Raw genomic sequence first — 14195 nt, forward strand, 5'->3', positions numbered from 1 at the left:
GGGTCTGTAACGCGTTGAGCGCCGGATGCGGTGCACCGGCGCTCAAGCTGTGACGGGGGGTAGAGCGTCGTTTTACGAATAGGCGTGGCAGGGTTGAACGTTATTCAGCGTCGGGAAGGAGCCCTGGCCGCCGTAATTCTGTACCGAAAATGCGCTCACTTCGGAGGCAAAGCGAATTGAGTCCGCCAGCGGCAGCTGTTTGATGATGCCGTAAGACAGCGCGCCAATGTATGAGTCTCCCGCGCCGGTGGTATCGACCACCGTGTCACATTTCACCGCCGCGAAGTGGCCGTTTTCATCATCTGATACCACCACCGAACCTTTCTCACCCAGGGTGACAATCACCGCTTTTCTTACCTGCGTGCGCAGTACTCTTGCTGCTTTAAGGGCGTCTTCAGGGTGAGCAACCGGGTAACCGAGCATGAAGGCCGCCTCGGTTTCATTCACCACCAAATAATCGACCTTGCTCAGCGTTGCCCGGTCGATATCGCGCGCTGGAGCGTTGTTCAGAAGAACAGGGCAATGGAATTGACGCGCCTTTTCGATGGCCAGCGTGACGACCTCGGGGGCGATTTCAGACTGTAGGATAACCAACGGTGAATCCGCGAAGAAGCTGTCCTTAATATCACCGACCTCAAGCGCGTAGTTAGCGCCTTTGATAATTGTGCTGCAGTAGTCGCCGCTTTTGAGTATTTGTACCAGCCCAAGGCCTGAGGCGCCAAACTGTTTGATGTCCGAGCAGGCGACGTCATTATCCTTGAGCGATTTGATGAGCTCCTCGCCAAACAGGTCATCACCCACGCAGCCGACCATTTTTACCCTCAGACCAAGGCGCGCGCACTGGACGGCCTGATTACCGCCTTTTCCGCCCGGCATTTGCAGCAGGCCTTCGCCGGTAAAGGTTTCGCCGACCAAAGGGAGTCTTTCCTGTTTCACCAGAATGTCGAAGTTCAAACTCCCGATTACCAGAACGTCAGTTTTCATCAAATTTCCCCAATCAAAGGTTAAACGCGCTTCGCCAATACCGAATCACGTGTTTTATGTAAGTTGGTCTGGCTCTTTTGTCCGCGCTCATTGGCGAGGATAGTGAAGAGGGCATCCAGAATGTTCAGGTGCACGATGCGGGTTGAGGCGTTTTCACCGGTGATCGGATTATTTTTAACCGATGAGACAATCGCGTGATCGGACACCACCGTGACCGGACTGTTTAAATAGTTGGTAATCGATACCGTGCTCGCGCCGTTGGCTCGTGCGGTTTTCAGCATGTGGAATACGTCAGAGGTTTTCCCCGAATGCGAAATACCGATAGCGATGTCACCGGGCTGCATTAATGAAGCCGACATTTGCTGCATATGCGAGTCGTAATAAACGTTCGAGAAAATACCAATCTTGAGCAGCTTGTGGTGAAAGTCATAACAAAGGGCACTCGACCCGCCGCAGCCCACCAGAACCAGCTTCTTTTTCTCGTCAAAGTTGATTAACAGCTGCGCAACCTGATTGAAGACCGTGGAATTAATCAGGGTCAGCGATTCCTGTAACGCCAGAATGGAGTTCATCACCGTACGTTCCAATACCTCCTGATGACTTTCAGGATCGTAGAATTCCTGCTGGAGTTGCTCATCCTCAAGATAATTTATTTGGCTAATGGAATTTTTCAGTTCATGAAAACCATGACAGCCCAGTTTCTTGGAAACTTTAGTAATACTCGCAACGCTAACTTTAAGAAAATTAGAGACGTCATTAATACGCATTGAGGAAATAACGTCAGGATTATTCTCTATAAATTGAGCAATAGATCTTTCTTTTTTACCTAATGTTGGGGCAAGCGTCTTAGCGTAAAGTAATATCTCTCTACCTTTTAATGTCTGTTGCATTGTAATTATTATCCTGTAGTGCTCAGCGCGTCTTTAACTGTTTGTATTTTACTCGGAGAGCGGCGCAGTAAGATAAGCAATAAGTTATCATGTTTATTGAGAGTAAAAGTGTTACCTAAATCACGCTTATGGTGTTTAAGGTGCGTTTTTTTACTCAATCATTTTACTAAGAGTGAAATTTTTACTGCTTAAAAACACTCGAAAAAAAACTTTAAGTGTTCAACGTTTTTCTATTTTGCGTTGAGGCTTCGTTGCTTTATAAGTAGCGGCGTTGTTTAAAATGCTTAAGGAGTTTTATTATGAAGTTCTCTTCACGAATTAATTCATTCAAATCCCGACCAGAACTATTTTTCGATAAAGATAAAATTGATACCGTTGATTTGATAACCCGTATGGCGTCGGTAAAAGGGCTGACTCACGTCGAACTGAATTACCCGGAACATTTCCAGCTTAATACCCTGGGTGAAATCAAAGATGCAATTGCCTCCTCTCCTCTGGCGTTAGGCGGGATTGCTCTGCGTTATCAGAAGCATTTCAACGAAGGCGAGTTCAGCAACCCAGACCCCAAAATTCGTGAAAAAGCCATCGAAATCACCATGGAAGCCGTTAACGTCTGCCGTGAGCTCGGCGGTAACACCGTGACCCTGTGGTTTGCCAACGACGGCTTTGATTATCCATTCCAGCTTGATTATGAACGTGCTTACAAAGACACCGTGGATGCTATCAAACAGGTGGTGTCTGCCAATCCGGATATTACGTTCAGCTTTGAATACAAACCTTACGAGCCACGCACCTTCTCCTTGATCGGTGACGTTTGCGCCACATTGATGTTAATTGATGATGTCGGTGAGGATAACCTGGGTATTACCCTCGATTTCTGCCACATGATTATGAAAAAAGAGAATCCGGCTTATTCTCTGTTCCTGTCGGCACAGCGTAATCGTCTGGTGGGGTTCCATTTAAATGATGGCTACGGTCATTTTGACGATGGATTAATGTTAGGTACCGTTCACCTGCTTCAGACGCTCGAATATATCTATTACGCGAAAAAGTATAAGTTTGACGGTCTGGTCTATTTCGATACTTTCCCAAGCCGCGAAGACCCGGTCAGAGAATGTGAGCAGAATATCAAAATGTACAATGCATTGGCTGATTATATTGATTCGGTATCTCTGGAAGAGATAGATGCGATTATTAAATCCCAGGACGCGATTAAAATTCAAAGCCTGCTGCTGTCACTCATCACAAGAAACTAAGTTATAAATCTCAGTTTATAACAATAATAACGAGTGAATTAGCAGATAATCCATATTTTTCATGTTCTCTTGTGAGGCATTACTGACGTAATGTCTGGAGGCCATATGTTAGATAGAATAGGTTTACCCTCAAATCTACTGTGGGGCTATATCGGCCTCACGCTTTTTATGGTGGGTGATGGATTAGAACAGGCGTGGATCTCTCTTTACCTGGTAGGGAGAGGTTTGCAGGTTTCTGATGCGTCATTCCTTCTGACCTTTTACGGTATCACGGTCACGCTGGCGGCGTGGCTTTCGGGCGTGCTGGTGCAGACGCTGGGGCCAAGAAAGGTGATGCTCTACGGGCTGCTGGCCTTTGTGGTGGGCAGTATCGGCTTCATCGGACTGGGCATGCCGACGCTGAACATGGAAGTGATGATCCCGTTCTATGCGATACGTGGATTGGGTTATCCGCTGTTTGCGTATTCGTTTCTGATCTGGATTAACTACAGTTCGCCGCTCGAGAAACGCGCCACCGCCGTCGGCTGGTTCTGGTTTACTTTCTCGCTCGGTCTGAGTGTGATGGGGCCGTATTTCTCCTCGCTGGCGCTGCCGGTGATGGGGCAGATAAACGTGCTGTGGATGGGCTGCGGGTTCGTGATTATCGGCTCGGTATTGGCCATCTATGTTAATAAAGACAAGGTGCCTGCCGATGAGATTCATCCGTTCTCTATGGCCGAGCTGCTGACCTGTATCACTATCCTTAAGCGCCCACGTATCGCCACCGGGCTGGTGGTTAAATCGATCAACGGTATTGCGCAGTACGGCCTGGCGGTGTTCCTGCCTATCTACCTGGCGAAGTTTGGTTACAGCCAGACCGAATGGCTGCACATGTGGTCGGCGGTGTTCGTGGTGGCCATTTTCGCCAACCTGTTCTTCGGTTTCTTTGGCGACAAGTTCGGCTGGCGCAACACCATCATGTGGATTGGCGGCGTCTGCTACGCGATTGTGCTGATGCTGGTTTGGCTCACGCCGCAGTACGCGGGACACAACGTCTATCTGATGACCTTTGTGCTTTGCCTGTGCGGTGTCACGATGGCGGGCTATGTGCCACTGTCCGCGCTGTTCCCTCTGCTGGCACCCGATAATAAAGGGGCAGCGATGTCGGTGCTAAATCTCGGCGCAGGTCTGGGCGCCTTCCTGGCACCTGCTATTGCTGGCCTGTTCTATGCTCCGCTCGGCGCGGGCGGCGTGCTGGCAATCTATGCCGGGCTCTATATTCTGAGCGCCATCCTTACCCCGTTCCTCAAAACCCCAGACGAGATAGAAGGGCAGGTGGTTCTGAAAGGTAAAACGGTTTAACCCAAAGCCATCATAAAAACCCTCAACGCCGGAGCAAGTTATGCTGCTCCGGCGTTTTTTTTCGCTCTTAGCTATCAGTGCCGCCAACCCGGCTTTGCTCGGCAACGCGCATTGTTAGCTACAATACTCTTCAAGGAGGAGCCGAGTCAGTTTGCCAGAGATGATTATTTCGAGCATTTGACGCGCCCGAAAAGCCCGTTGATTCATATCGCATACGCTAATGTGACCTTGTACAAAGTGTACGCAGAACGTTGCGAAGCGGGCGGCGTACCCTTTGTTGATTTCGCTGTTGATGCTGATTTCAATCATTGCAAAGGCCGAGCTCTGTGGGTCGATGTTAGCAGATTAAAAATTTCACGTTATAAACGTTATATAGAGGTCAACAAGAAGGAGTAAATGTTATATAACATTCGCCGTCATCATTAATTTAATGAGGTTTTCATGTCCCTAATAAAATCTAAACGTACCCTACTGGTTCATGCCTTAAAAATTGCCTTAATTCCCTTATTTTTCGGTGCCAATATGTCTTATGCAGATGAAAGCGCTCCATTAGCACCCGCGGCAAAAAATTTGCCGGCTCAAACATTACTGGTGGGATCGTGGACCGGCCAAACCACCGGTGAAGGCGTTCAGAAAGCTATTTATCCCAGTCAGGGGATTTATCGTCTGCGCCTAAACTCGGACGGCACTCTGCTGCCTCTGGACGTATTAAAGTTATCCAGCCCGTCGTGGATTGTCTTTAGCCATGACCATAAGTTTGCCTATACCACCAATGAAAACGAAACGGGTTCCGTGACGGCATTGAAAGTGGATAAAGACGGCAAGCTGCACATTATCAATGAAGTCGATAGCCAAGGCGCGCACCCAACGCATGCCACCATTACCACTGACGGAAAATATTTACTCGCCGCGAACTACTCGGTGAATCCGGGGCATGCAGGGGTGACGATTTTCCCTATCGAAAGCAATGGCGCCTTAGGTAAGGCGGTCCAGCACGTACCCTTTATCGAAGGATCTCACGCGGTTGCTGACCGACAGGCGAGCGGTCACGCACACTCTGTGAACATCAGCCCTGATGGAAAAATGTTATTCGTTGCTGACCTCGGCGCAGATACCGTGCATGCCTTCAGCTACCACGCCGGTAATAAAGAACCTTTTAGCGCCGAGCCTAAACTGGACCTGCACTTCAAACCGGGCGAAGGCCCACGCCACATGACCTTCTCCGCCGACGGCAAATTCGCCTACGTCAGCACCGAGATGTCGGCTCAGGTCCACGTTTACCGTATTGAGCAGGATAAACTGACCGAGATTCAGGTGATTAATCTCACCGATAGTCAGGACCCGAATAATAAGGGGGGAGCGGGTATTCTGTTCAGCCCTGACCACAAGTTCCTGTATGTTGGGAACCGCCGTCGCGACAACGTGATTGTGGTTTATAAAGCCGATGCGACGACCGGTAAGCTGACCCTGAGCAATCGTTTCTCAGCGGGGGGGATTGAACCGCGTGCTTTCGCATTCGACAAAACGGGGCAATATTTGCTGGTTGCCAACGTATTCTCAAACAACATCGTTGAACTGCATCGCGATGCCGAGACTGGCGCATTAACACCCACCGGCGTTACCGTTCAAATCGGCACACCAACGGATATTAAATTCCTGCCCTAAAATCTCTAAACCCCGCCGTGGCGGGGTTTATTACAGCAAAAAGCCCGCTTAAGTTTCCTTAAGCGGGCTTCTCTAAATATGGCTCCTCTGACTGGACTTGAACCAGTGACATACGGATTAACAGTCCGCCGTTCTACCGACTGAACTACAGAGGAATCGTGTGAACGAGGCGAATAATAGTGACTCCCGCTCGGCATGTCAAAGGGTTAAAGCAAAATACGCGCCGCTTGCTGATATTATGCTCAAATTATTGATAATTCGAGCAATTAGAACGACTTTTAATCCATCACGCGTTGAGACTAAGAAAGCGGCTATCGCGGCGCGGCGCTCAAAGGCCGTGCCTCGGCGGCAAGCATCAGTTCATCGTGCAGCATGACAGTATCCTGCGTAGAAACGGCAATGCCCTCTCGTTTGGCCTTTTCAGCGCGTTGCGCCTCAGTTTCACCGGGCATCACGATGTTATCGAAGCCCTCTGCGCGCGGCGAAGCTTTGGCACGATCGACCAGCGAATCGGCACGTGCGAAATAGTCGGAAAGCGTCACGGCAATGTCGGGGCGGAAGGTGATAAACGCGTGGCCGACGTTCTGCGGGTGCTCAAAATCGCTGTTCTGATTTCGAACCTCGCCACCAAATGCGCTCCCGGACATCACCCCTGCAATCAGTTCCATCATCAGCCCAAGCCCGGAGCCTTTCGGACCGCCCATCGGTAACACCACGCCGTTGAGGGCTGCATCTGGACTGGTGGTGGACTGTCCCTGAGCATCAAGCGCCCAGTCGGCGGGAATAGACTCACCGCGCCGCGCGGCCTGACGAATCTTGCCAAACGCCACTACCGACGTCGCCATGTCGAGCATGACGGGCGTGTGCTGTGACGGTGCCGCGAAGGCGAAAGGGCTGGTGCCGAGAAAGGCGGAACGTCCACCCCAGACCGGCATCAGCGGCGGGGCGTTGGTCAGCACCAGTGCTGCAAGTCCGGCGTCGATGGCCTGTTGCAGATAGGTGGCCGCCATGCCGAAATGATTACTCTGCGAGGCCAGCACGAGACTGATACCGTGCTCCCGACCGCGCCTGATGGCTTCGTCCATCGCCTTTCTGGCGACCAGATAACCCATGCCGTTGTCACCCTCGACGTGCGCCGTAGCGCCGGATCCCGCGCTAATTTTAAACGTCGGTTTGGCATTGACCACCCCGAGCCGCAAACGTTGGGTATAAACCGGAATGCGGCCAATGCCGTGCGACTGCACGCCGCGCGCCTCGGCTTCGACCAGACAGCCCGCAACGTAATGCGCATCATCGGCGGGCAGATACCCGGAGAAGATGCGGGTTACGGTATCCCACAACGCCTGAAACGAAAATACCTCGGGATTGGAATCCCTGGAATATGTCTGCATGGCGCATCTCCTTTGGATAGGCATTAGCGGCCATTCTGCTCACTTTGTGGTCTTGAAGTCTATGTGCTAATTTTCCCTCATTGATGAATTTCAGGAATAGATCAGACTATGGATTTTCGCGATCTGAAGTATTTCGAAACCGTGGCGGAGCTGGGGCACCTCGGTCATGCGGCTGAAAAGCTTTGCCGCACCCAGTCTGCGCTGTCGAAAAGTATCAAGCGGTTGGAGGATGAGCTTGAAACGGCGCTGTTTGAACGGGTCGGAAGGGGAATTGTGCTGACGCCGAGCGGAGCGCTGCTGCTGGAGCGGGCGCGGATTTTACGGCGCGGCGTCGAGGAGTCGAAGCGCCAGCTCAAGGACTTTGCGCGGGGAATTCGTGGGCATGTGCGGCTGGGCGTTTCGACCACCATGGCCGAGCTGCTGCTGCCCGCCGTGACCGAGGAGTTTTTGCGCAGTGCGCCTGATGTGACAATGGAGTTGACGCTGGGGATGAACGACCGGCTGCGTGACCTGTTGCAGGCGGGGCATATCGACCTGATGCTGGGGCCGCTGGACTCGGTGGACGGGGTTTTTGCCACCCATCCCATCGTCGATGACCAGGTGGTGGTGGTCGCAGGCCCCGCACACCCGATATTTTCACAACCTGGCAAGGTGTCGTCGCTGGCCGGGCAGCGATGGGTGCTGCCGTCGGCCAAGGTTTCGACGCGTCGCTGGCTTGACCAACTGCTCAACGAGAGCGGTTTGCCGTCCGCTCAGGTGCAGATTGAAACCAATTCAATTCTGCTGGTTCCGCAGTTGATCACCCGCAATGACTTACTCAGCCTGCTTTCGCGCCGCAATCTGGGGCCGGGACGGCCGGGGCATCCGCTGCGTGAGGTGCCGATTCCCGCCGCCGTGATGCGACGCACTTTCGGGGTGTTGTACCGCGATGAAGCCTATCTGACGCCGCCGGTGCTTTGCCTGCTGAACATTCTGCGCAACGGTTCGTGGCTCGGCGGCTGACGTGGGCCGGTTATTCGAGTCGATACACCTTGCTCACCGTGCCGCGAAACAGCGCTTCGCGTTCGCTCTCGCTGGCGGTGGCCGTGAGTCGCTTGAAGGCATTCCAGCCGTTGCTAAACGGATAAGATCCCTTGTCCACTGGGAAGTTGCTTTCAAACATGCAGCGGCCTGCGCCAAAGGCCTCGAGACAGGTCATCATCCAGGGGGCCCATGCCTCGGCAAGCTGCTCTGAGGTCGGTGGACGTTCGCCTTTCTCAAAATCAAACCCGTTGATTCTCATCCCTAATCCGCCCAGTTTGACATACACGTTCGGTAATTCAGCGAGCTGGCGCATAGACGCTGACCATGCGGCGAATACCGCCTGCGGATGCTGTGCATAGCTGGCTATCCGCACTACGCCGCCACAGTGATTGACGATGAACGGCGTATCGGGGAAACGCTTCGCCAAATCAAACAGTTCCGGCAGCTGCGGGAAGAACAGCCAGGCATCGCAAGAGAGCCCAAGCGGGGCAAGTTGAGCGACGCCTTCCCGGTAGGCGTTGTCCAGCAACAGCCCCTGCGGTGCGGCAGACAGCGGATTAACCAGCGAACGGTCCGCGTCCCAAGTCACGAGATGCCTGACCCCGGCCAATCGGCCTTGCCCGGCCGCTATCTCGGCTTCGAGTACCTCACGCACCGCGGCACCGAGACGTAAGTCGGCATAGCCAATCATGCGCTTCGCCACCTGCGGCCTGTGAGCCTGCTGATGCGCGGTCACTTCGGCGACATATTCAATCTCGCCAACGGGGCGCAGTGACGCTTCGCCAGACTCGCGATAACGGGTCAAGGCCTGCATGTAAACCGAGGCTTGAATATTATGACCCGACTGCGCATCTTGCAGATATTCATCAAGTAGATAAGTCCAACCCGGACGGTCATAAAAATGGTGATGTGCATCGATAATAGGCCTGTCAGGTTCAAGCGCTATTTCAGTGCCTGAAGCGAGCCATTCATTTCGTATCGGAAGGTAATTATTTATCTGAGTCATACTTAATCTCTCCTATTCGTAACGTGGTCATAAAATAGATTTTTTTGGTTTGATTCATCGTTTTGGAATGCCTGGAATTACTTTTTCTCGAATGCTCATGAAAGGGTTTGTGAGAGCTAAATATAGGTAATAATTAAAGCGTCGGTAGGCTTTGTCGTGTAGATAATGTTTTTTATGGCTCGCCGCTTCAGAGTTGAGTTATAAATTTCATGATTTTTTTCTTTAAAAAACATTATTTTAGTTGATTGTTTTGAAGGGGTTTTGAGGCCTGTTTTTTCTGTTTTGATAAAAATATATTGTGAGCTGCTTCTCAGGATATAACAGATTCTTTCCCGCGTCATTGACAGTTAAGCTGAATAAATCAACATTAAAAAAGAACGGAATTATTTATCACTGAACGGAATTAATAATTAATTTCAACATTTCACTCTGGCCTTTTAGCGCCTGAGGGGAAGGGTTTTGGCTATTTTACGCAAAGATACCGAGGTATTTATGTCCGTGACGATACAACCTGAAGAATCCATAAAAAATGAAATAAAACCACTGAATGAAATAAGACCGCTCAGCGAGGAAGAGCAGAAACTGTGCATGAAAGCCGCCTGGCGATTGATCCCTTTATTGGGCGTTGCCTACTTTTTTAATTATCTCGATCGCACCAGCGTCGGTTATGCCGCGCTGCAAATGAGTGCTCAGCTTGGGCTGGGTCCCGCACAGTTTGGTCTCGGCGCGGGGATCATGTTTTTTGGCTATTGCCTGTGTGAGGTTCCGAGCAACCTTGCCATGTATCGTTTCGGGGCTCGCCTCTGGCTGTCACGCATCATGATAACCTGGGGATGTGTCGCCGCAATGATGGTCTTTGTCGTCGGCCCATGGAGTTTTTATAGCATTCGCCTGCTGCTGGGTATTGCGGAGGCAGGATTCTTTCCCGGCGTGATTTATTTCCTCAGTATCTGGTTTCCCGTGCAGTTCCGTACGAGGGTTCTCGCTTGGTTTACCGTCGCGACGCCTATTTCTTTCCTGGTTGGCGGACCGCTCTCAACCAGTCTGTTGCAGCTGCACGGCTTTCTCGGCATGGACGGCTGGCAGTGGATGTTTCTCATCGAAGGCGTACCTGCCTGCCTGCTTGGCTTTGTGGCACTGAGGCGGTTAGCTGACAGGCCAGAGCAGGCTAACTGGCTGACAGAAAAAGAAAAAGTCACCTTCTCCCGGATGATGCAAATAGGGGGGGAAGGGCCGTCGCAAAGCCAACATTTCCGTTCGGTCTTGAAAGACGTCCGCGTGTGGTTGCTCAGCGGCATTACCTTCAGTTACACCTTGGGCACCTACGGGATAGGCATCTGGTTACCGCAGATGCTCAAGGCCGAAGGCATTGAAACAACCACCATCGGCTGGCTCGCGGCAATCCCCTATTTCTTTTCGACGCTGGGACTGATTTTCTGGGCGCGAGCGGTCGACAAATCGGGGCGTGGCGTTATGCATCTGATAGCGGCACTGCTGCTTGCCGCACTGGCACTGATGCTGTCGCTGTATCTCGACAGCCTGGTGCCCGCGCTGATTGGCGTCACCTTTGCGCTGGTCGGAACCCTCTCGGCCAAAACGATTTTCTTCACCTTGCCCGGCAAATTTTTGCGCGGTCAGGCGGCGGCGGGCGGTATAGCGTTAATCAATGCGCTGGGGGCGTTCGGCGGATTTGTCGGTCCCTTTTTAATGGGCGTCGCCAAAGAAATGACCCATTCTTTTACCGCAGGAATGATGCTGATGGGCTGCATCATCATGTTTGCCGCATTTCTTGCCGTCATCCTGCTGATTATCATGCGCCCTGTTAACCTCGAAGAAACGCAGGGCGGGGTGAGTCTTGGGAAGTAAGTTTTTCCTAAAAGCAAAAAGCCCGCTTAGGTTTCCTTAAGCGGGCTTCTCGAAATAGGGCTATTCTGACTTTCGCACTAAATTACGCATAAATTTTTTAATTTTTCATTATTAAATGATAATAATTCGCGAGAGGAGACTGTAAGAGATGAGGAGATTGCTCCGCAACCGCCCTGGTTTGACGCAAACTGGAACAGCTGCAAAAATTACAGGTATAATCCCCCGCATTATTCAACTGGTTTAGAAACAAAAATGACAAAACTCACTTTACAAGAGCAGATGCTGAAAGCTGGATTAGTGACAAGTACAAAAATGGCCAAAGTCCAAAGAACGGCTAAAAAATCACGGGCCCAGGCGCGTGAGGCAAGAGAGGCCGTGGAAGAAAATAAAAAAGCCCAGCTTGAGCGTGATAAAGAGTTGAGTGAACAACAAAAACAGGCTGCATTAACCAGAGAATATAAAGCTCAGGTGAAGCAGCTCATTGAAATGAACAAAATCGATATCGCAAAAGGCGTTATTGATTTTAACTTCACAGACAATAATTTAATTAAAAAAATAGCCGTGGATAAGCTAACTCAGGCGCAGCTGATCAGTGGTCGTCTCGCGATTGCTCGTTTGGTTGTTGATAACAGTGGCGAGAGTCAATACGCGATTATCCCCGCGATTGTAGCCGACAAAATTGCACAGCGAGATGCTAACAGTATTGTATTAAACAGTGCGCTGAGTCAGGAAGAGCAGGATGAAGAAGATCCCTACGCCGACTTTAAAGTGCCCGATGATTTGATGTGGTAATCACACTTTCACCGTTCAGAACGGACTGTCACAGCGGGCTTTAATCCACTCTTCGTCAATAGGATGGCCTTTATCCGCTGCATCGCTTAATCCTTCCAGGGCTGGTTTTGAAAGAGGATATTCCAGCTCGTCGAGAAAAAGGGGGATGAGGTGGGAGGAGAAGATGAAAGCAAAAAGCCCGCTTAAGTTTCCTTAAGCGGGCTTCTCTAAATATGGCTCCTCTGACTGGACTTGAACCAGTGACATACGGATTAACAGTCCGCCGTTCTACCGACTGAACTACAGAGGAATCGTTTGAACGAGGCGAATAATAGTGACTCCCGGCAGCCAAGTCAAAGGGTTAGTTAAAAAAGCGTTTTATCTGCTGATTTGCTAGTCAAATCATTGATAACCTGATCAAATATGTTTGAAAAATCACCTCGCTATCCCTGATAAGCGACCTGCACAGCGCGAAGTTGATGCCTGGATCGCTGGCAAACCGCGCGCTCTGACTCTTTAAAGAAATTATAATGCAGACAATCCGTCGATGAGCGCCCCGCGCCACCATGCAAAATCATGGCCGCCGGTATAGACCGAAAGATGGCTGTCAATGCCTGCTGCCCGTAAGCGCTTGTGCAGTTGCTCGAGATGAGGAACGGTGGAACCCTCTAACGATCCGACACAGAGTCGAACGTGCACCCCTTTTGGCGGCGCGGACAGCAGGTGTTCACTCACCCATGATGCATCATTCTCACTAAAACTGAGGTCACGCTTGCTTCTCTGCGGCATCCACCACATGGAAGGTGAGTGGCTGAGGACAGTACCGAAAATGTCAGGTGCGTGGGTCGCGGCCATAAGCGCGGTGACGCCGCCCAGACTCTGGCCACAAAGTACCGTTTTTGAACGACCGGCCCAGACTCTGTCGGGGTAATCGGCCATTATCTGCGGCACCAGGCGTTCGGCAATGTCGAGCACCAGCTCGCTCTGGCCGCCGAGGATTGCGGTGCGATCGGACTCATCGAGGTTATCGATGCCGAGCACGGCCATCGGCCCGATGCGGCCGTTGTTGATGGCAACGTCAATCGCCCCGAGTACGCCGACGTGATCAAACCATTTTTCTGCATCGAGCAACACCAGCAGTCCCAGCGGCTCTGTTCCTGCAACGTCGGGGACATAGAGGCGAACGCGGCGCTTATGACCGGCAACGGCAGGATAGGAAGTCACTAGCAGGCCGCGAGGAGTGAGCGGTGCACCCGCCCATTCGGGCTGTTCGGGGGCTTTATCCAGAGCAAGGATTGATTCCTCTGCGACGCCGCGCACGTTAATCCCGCAGGCCTTATTAAACGGATCGGGTTGGCCCACAAACGGCGTAAAGCGTCCGCCAAGCCTGGCGACAACCTCGGGTGAGGTCCCCAGCGGGATTTCAGTGAAGGTGTATGTGCCGCGGTAGGTCGCCGGTAATCGCAGCGTTAAGGTCCAGATATCACTAGAAGGGATGTGCGTCATCAGCCCCATGGGAACATTTATTTTGTCGGTTACCCGGTTCAGGAAAACATAAACGCCCAGCAGCGATTTAGATGAACGCCATAAAAAGGTGACTTCGCGTTCATCGCGCTTACCCGACACTTCGGTGACCAGCGGGACGCCGACTGACTCCACGTCATGCCAAAATTGCGTAATATCCAGCGATGTCTGTGTTACCAGCTGTTTGATGAGCCGTGCTGCCGCAGCGGTATCATGAGGCGAAAAAAGCGGGATATTACTCATTTTAATCATCCATGAAATAGTTAAGGTTATTTATACCGTTAATAAAAACTGTCCGTTGCGTTATTAGATAACGTTCTGAGGTGGATGTCACGACAAAATGTAATAATATACCTTTGAGCCTTAATAGACGGATTAAAATAAAGGATAAACCGCTTTATTACCCAGCATGAATAAAGGGGTAATCGTATCCTTTACCCCGAGTGAGTAAGTGGTTAATGAATTTAAATACCCTGCG

General features: G+C 51.3%; 11 protein-coding genes and 2 tRNA genes. 6 read left to right on the plus strand and 7 right to left on the minus strand.

The annotated features are described in order from the left end of the window. Positions 1-72: 72 nt before the first annotated feature. The gene (locus tag O1V65_RS03255) at positions 73-984 is read right to left on the minus strand and encodes a ribokinase (RefSeq protein ID WP_017494447.1); all 912 of its coding nucleotides are present in this window, start codon (positions 982-984) and stop codon (positions 73-75) included. Positions 985-1004: 20 nt separating this feature from the next. Continuing rightward, positions 1005-1874: an SIS domain-containing protein gene (locus tag O1V65_RS03260; protein ID WP_269130157.1), complete on the minus strand. Its 870-nt coding sequence runs from the start codon at positions 1872-1874 to the stop codon at positions 1005-1007. 299 nt (positions 1875-2173) lie between these two features. Here O1V65_RS03260 and O1V65_RS03265 point away from each other — a divergent pair, with 299 nt between their 5' ends. From O1V65_RS03265 to O1V65_RS03275, 3 genes are all read left to right on the plus strand, one after another. Next, positions 2174-3130, plus strand: coding sequence for a sugar phosphate isomerase/epimerase family protein (locus tag O1V65_RS03265; RefSeq protein ID WP_017493951.1), 957 nt, complete (start codon positions 2174-2176; stop codon positions 3128-3130). Positions 3131-3235: 105 nt separating this feature from the next. Next, complete coding sequence (locus O1V65_RS03270; protein ID WP_084912269.1) at positions 3236-4471, plus strand: MFS transporter; 1236 nt, start codon at positions 3236-3238, stop codon at positions 4469-4471. A 522-nt stretch (positions 4472-4993) separates the two neighbouring features. Then, positions 4994-6136, plus strand: coding sequence for a lactonase family protein (locus tag O1V65_RS03275; RefSeq protein WP_038328371.1), 1143 nt, complete (start codon positions 4994-4996; stop codon positions 6134-6136). Positions 6137-6215: 79 nt separating this feature from the next. On the opposite strand, the gene O1V65_RS03280 is transcribed toward O1V65_RS03275, so the two are convergent. Continuing rightward, positions 6216-6291, minus strand: a tRNA-Asn gene (locus O1V65_RS03280). Positions 6292-6447: 156 nt separating this feature from the next. Beyond that, positions 6448-7527, minus strand: a complete 1080-nt coding sequence (locus O1V65_RS03285; protein ID WP_017493955.1) for an Ldh family oxidoreductase — start codon at positions 7525-7527, stop codon at positions 6448-6450. 108 nt (positions 7528-7635) lie between these two features. Here O1V65_RS03285 and O1V65_RS03290 point away from each other — a divergent pair, with 108 nt between their 5' ends. Next, a complete protein-coding gene (locus O1V65_RS03290) occupies positions 7636-8529 on the plus strand; it encodes a LysR family transcriptional regulator (protein WP_165429341.1) in 894 nt (297 codons plus the stop codon). Positions 8530-8539: 10 nt separating this feature from the next. On the opposite strand, the gene O1V65_RS03295 is transcribed toward O1V65_RS03290, so the two are convergent. Beyond that, the gene (locus O1V65_RS03295; RefSeq protein ID WP_269130158.1) at positions 8540-9556 is read right to left on the minus strand and encodes an amidohydrolase family protein; all 1017 of its coding nucleotides are present in this window, start codon (positions 9554-9556) and stop codon (positions 8540-8542) included. A 459-nt stretch (positions 9557-10015) separates the two neighbouring features. Between O1V65_RS03295 and O1V65_RS03300 the strand changes: the two genes are divergently transcribed. Next, positions 10016-11422, plus strand: a complete 1407-nt coding sequence (locus O1V65_RS03300; RefSeq protein ID WP_227953531.1) for an MFS transporter — start codon at positions 10016-10018, stop codon at positions 11420-11422. 252 nt (positions 11423-11674) lie between these two features. Beyond that, positions 11675-12214: a DUF2058 domain-containing protein gene (locus O1V65_RS03305; RefSeq protein ID WP_227953532.1), complete on the plus strand. Its 540-nt coding sequence runs from the start codon at positions 11675-11677 to the stop codon at positions 12212-12214. Positions 12215-12427: 213 nt separating this feature from the next. Here the strand turns inward: O1V65_RS03305 and O1V65_RS03310 are convergent. Together O1V65_RS03310 and O1V65_RS03315 are read right to left on the minus strand one after the other, a co-directional pair. Beyond that, positions 12428-12503 (minus strand) — tRNA-Asn (locus O1V65_RS03310). Between the two features lie 215 nt (positions 12504-12718). After that, the gene (locus O1V65_RS03315; protein ID WP_269130159.1) at positions 12719-13960 is read right to left on the minus strand and encodes an alpha/beta hydrolase-fold protein; all 1242 of its coding nucleotides are present in this window, start codon (positions 13958-13960) and stop codon (positions 12719-12721) included. Between the last annotated feature and the right edge of the window lie 235 nt (positions 13961-14195).

Source organism: Rouxiella badensis, assembly GCF_026967515.2.
Classification (GTDB): domain Bacteria; phylum Pseudomonadota; class Gammaproteobacteria; order Enterobacterales; family Enterobacteriaceae; genus Rouxiella; species Rouxiella badensis.

Coding starts and splice junctions, on each gene's coding strand:
- O1V65_RS03255 (WP_017494447.1), bottom strand. CDS start 984: ATGAAAACTGACGTTCTGGTAATCGGGAGTTTGAACTTCGACATTCTG.
- O1V65_RS03260 (WP_269130157.1), bottom strand. CDS start 1,874: ATGCAACAGACATTAAAAGGTAGAGAGATATTACTTTACGCTAAGACG.
- O1V65_RS03265 (WP_017493951.1), top strand. CDS start 2,174: ATGAAGTTCTCTTCACGAATTAATTCATTCAAATCCCGACCAGAACTA.
- O1V65_RS03270 (WP_084912269.1), top strand. CDS start 3,236: ATGTTAGATAGAATAGGTTTACCCTCAAATCTACTGTGGGGCTATATC.
- O1V65_RS03275 (WP_038328371.1), top strand. CDS start 4,994: ATGTCTTATGCAGATGAAAGCGCTCCATTAGCACCCGCGGCAAAAAAT.
- O1V65_RS03285 (WP_017493955.1), bottom strand. CDS start 7,527: ATGCAGACATATTCCAGGGATTCCAATCCCGAGGTATTTTCGTTTCAG.
- O1V65_RS03290 (WP_165429341.1), top strand. CDS start 7,636: ATGGATTTTCGCGATCTGAAGTATTTCGAAACCGTGGCGGAGCTGGGG.
- O1V65_RS03295 (WP_269130158.1), bottom strand. CDS start 9,556: ATGACTCAGATAAATAATTACCTTCCGATACGAAATGAATGGCTCGCT.
- O1V65_RS03305 (WP_227953532.1), top strand. CDS start 11,675: ATGACAAAACTCACTTTACAAGAGCAGATGCTGAAAGCTGGATTAGTG.
- O1V65_RS03315 (WP_269130159.1), bottom strand. CDS start 13,960: ATGAGTAATATCCCGCTTTTTTCGCCTCATGATACCGCTGCGGCAGCA.